Here is a 13,269-nt window from a genome sequence, read left to right on the forward strand (position 1 = left end):
GGGGGGCGGGGGGGGGGGGGGGGGGGGGGGGGGGGGGCGGCCCCCCCCCCCCCGGCCGCCCCCCCCCGGGGGGGGGGGGCCCACGGCCGTGGGTGATCGTCGCGGTGTGCGGATCAGGCGGCGAGTGCGGACCTGCGGCAGCGGGCGGTGTACGCGGCGGCGGTCTCGCCCGGGGCCGGGGCGGGCAGCGCGGCCCTGACCTTGGCCACCAGCTTGGTGTGCTCGGGCTGGTCCGCCGGGGTCAGGGGGCGGCGCCAGATGGTGGCCAGGTGCGTGTAGGCGGCGCGGGCGAGGTGCTCGTCGAGGACGTCGCTCGCGGAGCGGTCCGGGGCGGCGTCGGCCAGGGCGCGGAGGGTGCCGGTGGCCAGGGCGCGGACGGAGCGGCGGTCCCCGGCGGTCTGCCGGGTCATGGCCAGCGGGGCGCCGGCGGGGCCGTCGACGGCCCGACCGCGCGTGGTGGGGATCGCGTCGGCGGGGACCATTCGGGCGGCGTCGGCTCGGCGGGCGGCGGGGATCGCGCGCTCCCACTGGGCTCGCCGGTCGGCGGGGCGCTCCTGGGGCCGGGCGACCTTGAGGGTCTGGACGGTGGCGCGGCGGTGACGGGTCAGGTCGACCGCGAGGCGCTCCTCGCGCGCCCACTCGTCGTACTGGTGGTTCCAGGTGTCCTGGGTGATGTCGACGTCGACGAGGCGGTTGCTGGAGCTGCAGCGGATCGCGGCGTCCCGGCCGGCCTTGCCGGTGTGGTGCGGGACGAGCTTGAGCAGGCGGGTGCCGCGGTGGGGGGTCACGGGCACCCAGGTGCTGCAGGCCGGGCAGACCAGCGAGATGCGGCGGGTCTGCGTAGTTTCCACGGTCCGCATGTCGATGTGTCCGGGCGACAGGGTCGAGAGGACGATCGCGTCGAGGGGGCTGACGCGGGAGGTACGGGTGCGGCCCCGGCGCTTGACGGCCTTGGGCATGGCGAGCTCGGGCATGGCGACTCCTCGGCAGAAGAGGCAGAAGAGGGGGAGAGGTGTATGCGGGGGCGGATGCTCTCTCCGCCCACCAGGCTCACGGGCCAGCGGCCCGCGTCCCGGCGGACAGACAGCGCATCAGCGCTGTGCAAGCAGTTCCGCCGGCCGGGGGGTTTGGTCTTGGCTACCGCCTCCGGCCACCTGCCCGACTCCGAAGAGACGGGCCGCAAAACTGCAGGTGCAGGGTCATATGACCCAGCATCAACCGGCGCGGTTACACCGGTTGTTGCGACTTCCTATCGGAAGCTGATGGAGACGTTAGACCCGCTCGGGCGCCACCGTCAACAGCTTCCGATAGGAAGTTTTCCGCCCCATGTAGCCCTGCGTGAGCAAGACGCAACTCTGGGCACGCTCAAAGTAGACTACTCACCCATGAAGCGCCAGGGGACCGCGAGTAGTACCCGAAAAACTCGCAGTGAACTAGTCTCGGAGGGCACACCACTGCACATGGCCGAGTGGGCAGTGCACGTCAAGGAAAGGGGGCAGGTCAGCATGCCCAAGAAGTCCGGATATGCAGAGATCGCCGATCACTTCCGGCGTCAGATCCAGGAGGGGACGCTTCGCCCTGGCGATGAAATGCCTAGTTACGCGGAGCTCAAGGAGCAGTTCGGAGTAGCTCACACCACCGCGAATCGCGCGTACCGGATCCTCAAGATGGAGGGACTGGTTCTCACCAGCCCGGGCGCGAAGACGGTCGTGGCTTCGCCGGCCAGCAACAACATCGGAACCCGGGTTGCCCTACACGCAGCTACAGGCAGCGCCTTGGACGGCGGCGAGTCGTCACAGATTCTCGAGGTGGGAACCGTAGGTGCTGACGCACTGGTAGCCCCCCGGCTGGATGTCGCACCTGGCACGCCGGTGCAAGTCCGGCGCCGAGTCGTCAGCAGGGCAGGCGTACCCGTCCATCTGAGCAGCAGCTACTACCCCGCCTACGTAATCGCCGTGACTCCCGAGCTTCAGCAGCCGGTCTCCACCGGCGCTTCGCGAGAGCTGGCGGCCGAGCGGCTGGGTGTCCCTCAGGACCAGGTCCTTGAAGAGGTGACCAGCCGACAGGCCACCGAGGCCGAGAAGGAGGTGCTGGGCCTGACCGCTTCTGAGGTGGTCGTCACCCAGGTCGTCCGCACCGTGACGCTTACGGACGGGCGCGTCGTTGAAGTAGCGGTGAAGGTGGCCGAAGGATCGACCATCCTTCGGTGGACTACGTCTCTCCGAGGGCCCGACCCGGAGGAAGACGGTGACGCCTGATCGCTCGATTTTCTGGCACCCAAACGGTCAAGCGGTTATGGGCACTGACCTGTGGAAACGCCGGCGATGACGGCGTTGCCCACCCGGGCCTACGGGCTAGGACCCGAACGGCCGAGCACCCCGCCCGTTACTTCCTATTGGAAGTTGCGCTATGGTTCCCGCCATGACTAAGAAGCCGGCTACGGCCAGATCGATCGCGGACGTCTTCCGCGCCCGGATCGCCTCCGGCATGCTGCAGCCGGGCGACAAGCTGCCCAGCACGAAGCAGATCGCGGAGGAATTCGGCGTCAGCGAGCTCCTCGTGTACCGGACCATCACGCAGCTCAAGGAGTCCGGTCACGTCGTGGCACGTCAGGGCGCGGGCGCCTATGTGCGCATCTACAACCCGCTGTTGTGGAACCCCGGCGAGTACGAGCGCGGGGAGCGCCGCGACGATCCAACGAGCAACACGGATGACTGGAAGGCTCAGGTGCGGGCCCAGGGTCGGGAGCCCGAGCAGGGCATCCCGCAGGTCTCGATCGAGCCAGCGCCGAAGGACATCGCGCACTGGCTCGGGCTGGAACCGGGTACGCGGGTCGTCGCTCGTCGACGGCTGCGTCTCGTCGATGGCGAACCCTGCCAACTCGCGGACAGCTGGTTCCCCATCGAGATCGCCCAGGGTACTCCGCTCATGGAAGAACGCGACGTCACCATGAAGGGCGGCATCCTCGCCGCCACGGGTAACCCGCAGCACCGCATCCGCGACGAACTCGACATCAGGATGCCCACGGGTCCCGAGATCGAGCGTCTCGGCCTGCAGAACCTGCCAGGCACTCCCGTATGCCAGCACGCCCGAATCGGCTACGGAGCCAACGATGTTCCGGTCCGCGTGATGGTCACGATCGCCCCCGGCGACAGAAATCGGATCATCTACGAATTGGAGCTCGCTCGATGATCCTGCGTCCCGCGACCACGACGGATGTCGACGCCCTGATGTCGCTACGCATCGAGGCGGAAGGGTGGCTCGCTGCCGCCGGAATTGACCAGTGGCGGAACCCTCAGACGCGCGAGCCGGCCTTGAAGAAATGGCTGGCGGACATCGAGGCCGGTCGTACTTGGGTCGTTGAGGACCAGGCCATGCTCGGGACAGTGACGCTTGCTCCGGCCGACATGGATTTCTGGCGACCGAGCGACGACCCCGAAAGTGCCGTCTACGTAGCGAAACTCATCACCGCTCGGTCCGCGAAGGGGAGCAACCTCGGCGGCCGCCTCCTCGACTGGGTCGGCAGCCAGGCACGCGCGCAGGGCAAGCCGTGGGTGCGGCTGGACTGCTGGCGCGACAACCTGGCGTTGCAGCGGTTCTACCTGAACGAAGGCTTCACGCACGTCCGTACCGAGGCCCCCGCCCATCGCCTGTCAGGGTGGATGGGCCAGCGGCCGGCCTCGGTCGTACGCCACCCACACGCACTCCTGACCGCCTCCGGACCACCGGAACTCGCAGGCTGATCCAACAAATCCGATACCGAGTTGACGATGTTCCACGAAGGGGTGACCGATGACCGTCTCGTCTGACGGGCAATTCGCTTCGCGCCCCCCTACTGACGGACGCGGCAATTCGGACGTACCGCGTTTCCCCTTACTTTCCATGTCGTCACGGGGGGTTAGGGTGATCGCAGATGTAACCGGCGACAGCAAAGAGCCCTCCATGGCCATGCCGGGCCTTGGAGGGCTCTTGGACGGGAGTCCCGTCCACACGATGCACCTGATGGGAGGTGATCGCGGGATGCAGCGTACCCGCGGACGGGAACTCCGCCGCGTATCCGCGCCGTTGACAGGCGTGATCACTTTCGTCATTCAGGTGTGCGGGCACACCGACTCCGCCTCTGATTTCGAGGGGGTCGGCGTGACGTAGTCGCCATGGCCGCGCGCGCCAAGAGAGCGGACCGACAGTCCACTCGGCCTCGCGCGGCCCGTCCACCGCCTGGAGATCCCTCCAGGCGGGTGTTCAGATCCCGGTGCCAGCCGGTTCTGAACTGCAGCTCATCGAGCTGATACCAGTCGGCCCTCACGGGCCAGCAACACAAGCAGGACCCCTGCCAGGGGGTTCTGCAATCCGTTTCGCAGGGCCCCTGCCAGGGGGCTCCGCAGCCACCGTTCCGTAGCCCTGCCAGGGGTTCCGGAACACCCGTTCGAATCACGCAAGGAGAGAAAGGCTCGCCCCTGGTTCTTCGTCCGGTCGCCCGCTCCTCCCGGAGGGGGCTTGGTCCCTTCCATCCACTCGTCGGCCCGTCCCGCGTTGCGGGGTGGTCCGGCTCGCATATGAAAGTTGGTGTCCCCCATAGTGCCCGATCCGGCGGTCCCTGAAAAGCTGAAGGTCGCCCCTTTTGCCCATTTTCGCCCGCCTGTCGCGTTCCGCGTGACGGGATCGACTGCCCCCGTTTGCCCTGTTCGCGGTATTGATCACGAAGATTCTTGGGATCGGAGTGTCACACCGACCCCGGTCTGGCACACCTCTACCGAGGGGGGAACCCCTGTTCTCCTGGCGGCGCCGGCCGCCTCGATGCTCCGGGGCTGCGCCCCGCCCCGCGGGACACGATCTGACCGTGCGGGAGCGACCGGGGTCCTCGCGACTCCTCGGCCTCTGTCCACAGGCTGGCCGGGTCATCGTGCCCGGGTGATCACCGCTCGCGCCGCTGCGCCTCTCGTCCACCCCGCCTTCGGCAGGTCTGTCCGCTTTGGCCGTTACACCACGGCCACGACCATCTGCACTGCTCTGCCCACCCCAAGCGCTGATCCGCGCGACGCTTCCTACCTTCCGGTCGCCGGGGGGTACTCGGTGAGCACCCGAGCGTCAGCCGGTGGCGACGGACTTCGGCGGCGCGTCCACCTTCTTGTCGATGAAGGCCCACTGGCCGTTTGGTGCGGAGTAGGGGGTGCCGGGCGGAACGGTCAGCCACAGAGAGCCGTCGTCAGCGATCAGGAGCAGTCCCTGCGCGTGGAGGGAGTGCAGAGTGTCGCGGGTCTCGGTCTGTGCGGAGCCCATGGACTCGGCCAGGTCAGTGACCAGGCTGGTGTCCTCGAGGATCAGGTCGAGATGGCCTGCGGCGCCGAGCGGGATGTACGGCCCGTAGATGCGGCGGTAGTCCAAGAGGAGCTGCATGGTGCGGGCTTCTCCCGACTCAGGCCCGAATGCTGTGGCGATTGTGCTCATCACCTCGTTGTCGGAGCCGACCGGGCGTTCCCAGTCCTCGTAAAAGACGCCGGGCGGCTTCATGTCGTACAGGTACCTGGGGCGAGGGATCCGCTCGGCGCGCGTACCGCTTCGCTTCCTGGCGGCGCGGCGGGCGTTCTTCTGCGCCCGGCGGGCTGCGGAGTCCTTCTTCTTGGAGGCCATGCCCTGGGCAACGATGGCCTCCGCGGCGGGTTCTTCTCCACGCCGTGTGCGCAGGTGGGCCGATGAACGCGGCCGCGGTGGCGAAGACCGCTGCCGGAGCCTTCCCCGGACCTCGCTTCGGCAAGAGGCGGACGCCGCTGGGGCCGGTGCCGACCTTCGGGCGGCCGGGTGACGGCGGCCTGGACGATCCGCTGCGTCTTGGTCGTGCGATGCGGCTGCGGCTGCGCGCCGCGGTCCAGGCGTTGCTGGCGGACCCGTCGATCGCGGGGCAGTCGGACGTGGCGAAGTTGGCGGCCGTGGTGCTGTATGCGAAGTCGCGGGCGCCGAAGGGTGAGAAGAACGACCACCAGACGTCGATCTGGGTCGCGGAGCTGGGCCGGTGGATGGGTGTGGGGGAGTCCACGGTCAACCGCCGTGTGCTGGCCCCGTTGCGGGCGTCCGAGGGGCTGCACACGCAGGTGGTGAGGGACGCGCAGGGTCACCCGACCGGTCTTGAGTGCCTGGTCATGCCGCTGTGGCGGGCCCGTAAGAGCGGCGGGGCCGCGCATCCGCTGGCTCTGACGAAGGGTGAGCTGGCGACGCTGCTGCGCCTGATCGAGGCGTTGTTCGGGCCGGGCTGGGCGCCGGAGGGCAAGGAGCCGACGCCGCCGGGGCTGCTGGCCGGCCGCCGGGGCAAGGGGGCTGCGACCGACCGGCTCGGGCTGCTGCTGATGGTGCTGAACACGCGGGCGTCGGGCTGGCTGCAGCTGTGCGGCGGGTCGGTGAAGGCGCGGGAGGGGCGCGGGGCGGCGACGCTGGCCCGGCTGTTGGGCTGCTCGCCGGCCGGGGCTCGGAAGGTCCTGGCAAGGTTGACGGAGGCCGGTGTCGTGGCGCGGCAGCACCGGGAGACGTCGACGCGGATGCTCGGCCGGGGCCGGGTGATGCTGCTGCCGGTCGCCCGCGCGTACGGCCGCCGCCCCCGCCTGGAGGCCGTTCAGGAGCCCAAGCCCTCATTTTTGGTGCGTCCCGATGGTGCAGTCGGAGATCATGGTCAGGCCGATGAGGCTGCTGCCCTTGGTACGTCTGGGCTCGGCGGTACTGAGGGGGCCGGGGATGCGGTGGTTCAGGAGCGTCCCGATAGTGCAGAGCTCCACGCAGACCACGCGTCTGTGGTTACTCCCGGTGGGTCTCTCTCGCTCTCTGGTCGTTTTTCCGGCGAAGGCCGTGGGGGTGAAGGCCCTCGGCCGGAGCGCGCGTGCGCGGGCGAGGACCAGGCCGTCGACGACGCCACCGCCGTTGCCGGGAGCGGGTCACCGGTGGCCAAGGGCGGCCCGCTGCGCGGGGAAAAGCCGAAGGAGTCCTTGGTCGATGAGCGGATGGGGCAGCGTGCTGCCGGGGCTGGTGCCGGTGGCCGGGCGAAGGCCGCGGGGTGGGAAAAGGCGCAGCGACAGAGGCGAGTGACCCTCCCGGCTGATCTTCGTCTGCGGGTAGCGCTGGGGCCGGTCTCCTGGCTGTGGGAGCGGCTGTCGGGGTGGCAGCAGGACCAGGTGGAGGCCGCCGCGAAGACGGAGCTGGCGCAGATGGTGGGCCTGGGCGTGGCGCCGGAGGGTGCGCCGCGGCTGCTGGCCGACCGGCTGACCGACCGCCTGGCGGAGACCGGCGGCGAGGCGATGGTCACCGGCCCGTACGGGTGGCTGATCCGCCGGGGGCTGCCCCAGCGGCCGTCGTGCACGGACCGGCGCTGCGACGACGGGATCCGGCTGGACACCGGGACCGGGTGCGAGAACTGCGCCAACGTGATCCACATCCGCCGCGCCCACCGGGCCCGAATCGGCGCGGACATCGACCGAGAGCTGCCCGGCCTGTCCGACGACGAGCGTCGGCGCGCCCTTGAGGAGCGGCTGCGCGAGCAGGCGGCCATCGAGGCGGAGGACCTCGCCTGGCGCCAGGAGCAGGCCCGCGCGGAGCGGGCTCGGCGCGATGCGGCCCGTGCGGCAGCCGCTGAGCAGGCGGAACGCGAGCGGCAGGCCGCGGCCGCCGTCGACGCGGTCCGCCAGGCGCTGGCGTGCGAGGACTGCGGGCGGGCGCGGTCGGCCGGGCTGTGCGAGGCGTGCGACCACCGCCGTCAGACCGAGGTCCTGATCGGTGAGGCCGGCCTTCTCGCGGCGGCCGGGTCCGCCGACCTGAGCGAGGCGGGCAGCATCGAGGCCGCCGTCGCCGGGGCCCGCGCGGCCATCGAGGACCGCACCGCCGCCGCGTGGCAGGAGTTCCTTCAGATCACCGACGTGGCCGCCCTGGAGGCCGATCCGCAGGCCGCCGCGGACGCGTACGCGTTCACCGCGTTCCAGGCCGCGCAGCAGGCCGTCGGCGAGTACCGGGACGACGCCCTGGCGCTGCTGAGCCGCACCCAGGAGGCCGAAGCCGAGGCCCGCCGGGCGTACCGGTTGGAGCAGGGCCGCCCGTGGTTCCAGCACAACCCGGCCGGCGCGGACGCCGTCGCCGCCGCGACGAAGGCCGCCGACACGGCGAGAGAGCGCGTGGCCGAGTACCTGTTGGCGGCGCGGCTGGAGCAGCTGCGCGAGCGGTCCGCCGCCCCGGCCGAGAGGCCCGCGTCGTGGACGGAGCGGCTGCCCGGCCTCGCCGCGCGCCCGCTGGACGACGACGCCACCGGGGCGGTGACCGCATGACCGGCGAGCTGAGCGGCGTCGACCTCGCCCGCCAGGCCCTCATCGCGGCCCGGGAGGCGGCGAAGAAGAACGGCGCCGGCCGCGCGACGAAGACGAAGCGGCGCACCGGCACGACTCTGCGGCGGGACGGGCGCGAGCCGCTCGGGCTGGGCGCGGCGATCAGCATGATGATGACCGAGCGCGGCCTGGTCGCCCCAGCCGCCGGCGGCAGCGTCTTGGCCCAGTGGGAGGCCATCCTCGCCGCGGCCGCACCTGAACTCGCCGGGCGGGTGAGGGCCGTGAAGTTCGACGCGAACACCGGCCGTCTGGACGTCGTCCCCGACGCTCCGGCCGTCGGCACGAAGCTGCGCTGGAGCGCGCCGAAGCTGATCGCGGCGGCCAACGAGACGGTATCGAAGGCGAACGTCCGCGTCCTGCACATCCTGGCGCCCGCGCCTGTGAAGGTTGGCCTCGCCACGGCGGCCGCCGACTCGGCCTCGCCGCCGGCCGTTCCCGCCGCGCCGGCGCCGCGCCCTGCTCCGTCGGACGGCTACCGCCGCGCGATCGAAGCGCACCGCCAGACCGCCCAGCAGCCTCGGGTGGACCCGGCCATCGCGGAAGCGGGGGACACGCAAGGTCAACATCACGACGAGGCAAATCAACCGAAGGGGTGACGTAGCTGCCTCGAAGGGGTGAGCGTGTCGCGACTCGTCCGCGGATGTGCTTTCCGTGCGGTGTGGTGCCGCCGTGGATCTTCCGCAGCACTCCAGCTACCGCGTCCCGACGAAGCTCCCCGCCCTCCTGCGGGAGCTGCGCTCCCGGCTTCCCAGCGCGGACGATCGCGTGCGCGCCATGGTCGATGGCGGGGACCCGACGGAGTACGACGCGCTCGCCGACGCGCTGTACCGCGTGTTCGTCACCGCCCGGAACCTGGCCCCGTCCCGCAACTCCACGAACTGCTCTATCCATCCCAACGGCCCGATCGACCCGGAGCCGCCCGAAGGCTGGGGGCAGTGCCTGTTCTGCAACAGCAACCGGCGCGTAGGAGACCCCCGGGCCCGGCAGGGCGCACCGGCATCAGGAAGCCGGTACGAGGTTCCGCCGCCGCCCTACACCCACGAGGCCCTTCTCGAACGGATGCGACGGATCAACGACGTCGTCTTCGAACTGCACTACCGCTCCCCGGAGGAGGACTTCGCCCTCACCGCGGACCTGGTCCACGGGGCGTTCATCATCGCCCGCGAGCTGTCCCGGCCCCGCTCCGACTCCCGCTGCCGCCAGCACCCCGGCGCGCCGATCGACCCGGCGGCGCCGGACGGACCCCGCTGCCTGTTCTGCGTCGCCAACGACATCCGCCGGACACCTACCGCCCCGCCACCGCAGATCCGTGACCGCCACCGCCCGCCCCGCCCCCGTCGACGACCCTGACGCAACGCTGCGACCACATGGAAGGTGACACCAGTGCCCTCCCCGTACGACCACCTGACCGCGGCCGAAGACCTCCTCGAGGAGGCACGGCTTCTCCTTGCCGCCGGCCGCCACCGGGCAGCCGACAGCCACACGAACCTCGCCACCGCGTACCTCTCAGCGGCCTTCGCACGGCAGAAGGTCATCCTGGAGCCCGCGCCGGTTCCCGAAGCGCGCCGGGAACCGCTGCCGGAATGGTGCGGAACCTGCGACGGACCCGACCTCTCCCTCAGGTGGATCACTGTCACCCTCCCCGGCGAGAACAGACCACGCATGGCCCGCTGCCCCAAGTGCTACCCGGCCTCCATGCGCCGCGCCACCCACACCTTGAGCGAGGACGGCACAGCGCCTGAGACAACCCGCACGGCACTCAACGGTGCGGCAGAATCGCCCTCGTAGACCTCTTTCCCCACCGTTCGCCAGGCCCATGTGGCGCGCTGCGCGGCCGCCACCGCGCAGCCGGCTGCACCACGGACCGCGGCGTGCACCGTCGTGCCGCTGCGAAGACGGAGGGCCTCGAAGCACTGAGCTCGTTCCGGAACAACCGTACGATGCCCGCTGGCCTGACGGCGGCGCTGCCGGGTGGAGGCGGCCGTCGCTGGGCATGGCCGAGAGCCCCTCTTGAACGACGCGCTCCAGCCGGAGCTGTACGACGCGCCGGCCTCATGCCAGGACTGAAAGGCCAAGGCGATGGACATGGAACGCCCGGACTGGTTCGGCCAGGCCGACGACTGGTGGCGCGCTGCCGCGGGTGCCGATGTGGCCCGCCACGCCCAACCGATGGGTGTCTCTTCTGACGGCAGGCTCGGCGTGCTGTGCTCCGACATGCCCTGGTCCGTCAACCTGCGTCTTCTCGCGCCGCATATCGTCAGCCGCCTCAACGCCCAGCGTCCACCCGGCGTACCGGAGGTGTCGGGGCTCGTCGTGCTGAAGCCTTCCCCTCCCGAGGAACTGTCCCAACGGTGGGCATACCTGGTCGGCGCGGACCTTGCCGAATATATCCGCCCACGCAGCCTGGCCGACTGGGGCCGGGAACTCCTCACCGAGGCGGACACCGTTCAGGCACGCGACCTGCTGGCCCAGCGCGCTCCCGTTGTCCTCGCCCGCCTGCGCGCCGTCCTACCCGAGACCTCCATCGTCCGGCTGCGCGAAAGCAGCCTTCGCCCCGTGTGGGTGCTGGTCGCCACCTCCTCCGAATTTTCCGACCGGCAGTTCCTGGAGAACGTCCTCATGGACGTATGGCACGACGTGACACAGACGGCTGGCCCCGAACACCAGCTGTGTCTTCTGCACGCCGATGAAACACCTGCCGATCAGATGATCGAGGAATGGGCAACGTCCGTTCGGGCGACTGACCTCTCAACCCCACCACGCGTCGACACCTTCATGTATCCGGGCGCAGTCAGTCAGGATGATGCGGAGACCGTCCGGCGACGCAACGAGTGGCTGGTGGGCACAGAACGCGATCTCTGCGTCGCTTTCGTAGTCCGGGAAGACGAAAAGCTTCCGCTCGCCGAACTCGCCCGCGAACACGGCGCGACCGTCTTCCGGGCTCATACACAGTGACGCCAGACCACCACATTCCTGAGAAGGCGACGAGACGGCCGTACTCGCCTCTGCAGGCCGAGCTTGGGCACTCTGGAAACGCCGCAGCCCAAGTTGCATAAGGTGTGCAACTGTGACTGATGAGATGAGCGCGGTGCTGGCCGGGCTGACTCCCACCGTTGTTCCGGTTGACGGCGCCGACCCCGAGCTGATCGCGATCGGCGAACGCTACTGGGCCATGGCTGGCTTCCATCCTGAGCTGGGCACGCCTGTCTGGTGCGAGAAGACCGCAGACATCGACACACTCGGCTGGGGCGGCCCTCTCTACGTAGTTGCGGCAGGTGGTGTACGCGCCGTCGTCGATCACGCGTGCCCTGAGTGTCACGGCCAGCTCAGCCTGACCTCCCGCACCGCGCTGGCCGATCTAGCCAAGGGCGAGACACCTGTGTGCGTGGCGTGCACGGAATCCCTGATGGCCGCCCTGCAGATGCTCAACGATCCGACGCGCAAGGCCAAGCGTGAAGCGGCTCGTGCCCGCGCTGCAGAGCAACAGGCGCTCGACACGGCTCTTGCTGCCTGGCGAAACGCACAACGCGAAGTTATGGAAGACCGCTACCGGCTGGCGTTCTCCGAGACGGTGCCCACGGCCTCGGTGCGTGAGATGGTGGCAGCCTTGGCGTTGCTGCGCTACGCGCCGTCGACCACGCCGATCTCCGCGATCGGGTCCTGGCTCGATCCTTTCCACCCCGCACAGCGCGAAACCGTCCAGCTCTTGGGGGCACTGGTCCGGGCCGGTCTGATCAGGATCCACCCCACCACCCCGGTCACCGCTATGGAGTGGGAACCGGCCTCGTTCCAGGCCGCCCTCGCCGCGGCGGATGGTGATCCCGAGTCCGTACACGTGGCTCCCCGGCTGACGTCGCAGTTCTTCCCGCTGGACAGCTGCTTCTACGCACCTTTTGCCACGAGCGCGGGAACCGGAGCCCAGCGCCTGGACACCGTGCTGGGCGAACGTCTGGCACTGGAGCACCTCACCGCAGGCCAGCACGACGACATCCTCACCCTGGCCCAGGAACTCATCGCCGAAGAAGCCCTGCGCTACTTCACCTACCGACTGGAAGACCTCAACCTTCCGGCCGTGACGGAAAACCACATCGAAAGACTGCGTGAAGCCGCCTACAAGGTCGCACGGCACCGGCCGCTAGGAGAGATCTACAACCTGGTCTGGCGCTCCACCCGGGCTGCCGCGGAATCCGCGCAGAAGAACCCCCGCGCCCCGCGCACCAACATCAGTACACACGCGGTCAACCAGTTCGAGACTCACTCACTGCGCGCTGCCACCGAACCCACATGGCCGATCAAGGCTTTCGGCGAGGTAACGGGCTGCGGGCTGAGCGCCATGACCCGAACCCTCTTCTACACCGTGCTCAACCTTCAGCCACTGGAGACGTCCTTCTGCGACATCGAGCAGGGGCTTCCCCAGCCGGCCCCCGAGCCAGCTCCTTCAGTTGCTGAGACCGGAGCCCAGCCTGAAGTAGACGCCCCGGAGGATGAAGACGATCTGGCGTTCATCATCCGATGGCTCCACACCTACCCTGGCAGCTGGGACCCGGAGACCGTCTTTCGATGCCTCGATGACCTGGAGCAGACCGCTGCCGGGATGGAGTACGACGTTGAACAGCGGGTCGCCAGGCGGGCGGTCGCACACCTCAAACTGCTGCACAAGCGTCTGACCATCGTTCTCGACCCGCACCAGACCGCCCTCGCAGTAATTGCAGCTACCGATCTTCTCCAGCACCCGGTCACCGACAGTGGCCCGGAGACGATGCGATCTATCGGAGCCGTTGTGCGCCAGCACCTAGTGGAGACCATCCTCCAGACGATGCCGGAAGCCTCGACGGACGAGTGACCCTGCAATACGCCCAGGCCGGCGCCCCCTCGGGGCGTCGGCCTTGAACCTGTGGGGCCCTACTCGATACCG

General features: G+C 69.6%; 11 protein-coding genes. 9 read left to right on the forward strand and 2 right to left on the reverse strand.

What is annotated here, in order from left to right; translation table 11 throughout:
* Window positions 1-113: 113 nt before the first annotated feature.
* The gene (locus tag AC07D6_RS30595; RefSeq protein ID WP_479049780.1) at window positions 114-974 is read right to left on the reverse strand and encodes a hypothetical protein; all 861 of its coding nucleotides are present in this window, start codon (window positions 972-974) and stop codon (window positions 114-116) included.
* A gap of 531 nt (window positions 975-1,505) precedes the next feature.
* On the opposite strand from AC07D6_RS30595, the gene AC07D6_RS30600 reads away from it, so the two are divergent.
* From AC07D6_RS30600 to AC07D6_RS30610, 3 genes are all read left to right on the forward strand, one after another.
* On the forward strand, window positions 1,506-2,258 hold the full coding sequence (locus tag AC07D6_RS30600) for a GntR family transcriptional regulator (protein WP_479049782.1): 753 nt from the start codon (window positions 1,506-1,508) through the stop codon (window positions 2,256-2,258).
* A 163-nt stretch (window positions 2,259-2,421) separates the two neighbouring features.
* Complete coding sequence (locus AC07D6_RS30605) at window positions 2,422-3,192, forward strand: GntR family transcriptional regulator (RefSeq protein WP_479049784.1); 771 nt, start codon at window positions 2,422-2,424, stop codon at window positions 3,190-3,192.
* Complete coding sequence (locus AC07D6_RS30610) at window positions 3,189-3,743, forward strand: N-acetyltransferase family protein (protein WP_479049786.1); 555 nt, start codon at window positions 3,189-3,191, stop codon at window positions 3,741-3,743. The genes AC07D6_RS30605 and AC07D6_RS30610 overlap by 4 nt, the downstream gene beginning before the upstream one ends.
* A 1,345-nt stretch (window positions 3,744-5,088) precedes the next feature.
* Here the strand turns inward: AC07D6_RS30610 and AC07D6_RS30615 are convergent.
* On the reverse strand, window positions 5,089-5,631 hold the full coding sequence (locus AC07D6_RS30615; protein ID WP_479049788.1) for a hypothetical protein: 543 nt from the start codon (window positions 5,629-5,631) through the stop codon (window positions 5,089-5,091).
* 62 nt (window positions 5,632-5,693) lie between these two features.
* Between AC07D6_RS30615 and AC07D6_RS30620 the strand changes: the two genes are divergently transcribed.
* The 6 genes from AC07D6_RS30620 (at window position 5,694) to AC07D6_RS30645 (ending at window position 13,197) form a co-directional block, all read left to right on the forward strand.
* Window positions 5,694-8,297 (forward strand): hypothetical protein, encoded by a 2,604-nt coding sequence (locus tag AC07D6_RS30620; protein ID WP_479049790.1) that lies wholly within the window; start codon window positions 5,694-5,696, stop codon window positions 8,295-8,297.
* Entirely contained in the window at window positions 8,294-8,950 is a 657-nt protein-coding gene (locus AC07D6_RS30625; protein WP_479049792.1) for a DciA family protein, read from the forward strand. The genes AC07D6_RS30620 and AC07D6_RS30625 overlap by 4 nt, the downstream gene beginning before the upstream one ends.
* A 73-nt stretch (window positions 8,951-9,023) precedes the next feature.
* Complete coding sequence (locus AC07D6_RS30630) at window positions 9,024-9,704, forward strand: hypothetical protein (RefSeq protein WP_479049794.1); 681 nt, start codon at window positions 9,024-9,026, stop codon at window positions 9,702-9,704.
* A gap of 33 nt (window positions 9,705-9,737) precedes the next feature.
* The gene (locus AC07D6_RS30635; RefSeq protein ID WP_479049796.1) at window positions 9,738-10,142 is read left to right on the forward strand and encodes a hypothetical protein; all 405 of its coding nucleotides are present in this window, start codon (window positions 9,738-9,740) and stop codon (window positions 10,140-10,142) included.
* 297 nt (window positions 10,143-10,439) lie between these two features.
* Entirely contained in the window at window positions 10,440-11,309 is an 870-nt protein-coding gene (locus AC07D6_RS30640) for a DciA family protein (protein ID WP_479049798.1), read from the forward strand.
* Window positions 11,310-11,421: 112 nt separating this feature from the next.
* On the forward strand, window positions 11,422-13,197 hold the full coding sequence (locus AC07D6_RS30645; protein ID WP_479049800.1) for a hypothetical protein: 1,776 nt from the start codon (window positions 11,422-11,424) through the stop codon (window positions 13,195-13,197).
* Window positions 13,198-13,269: the final 72 nt, after the last annotated feature.

The sequence above is a fragment of the Streptomyces sp. NPDC045287 genome, assembly GCF_056432325.1.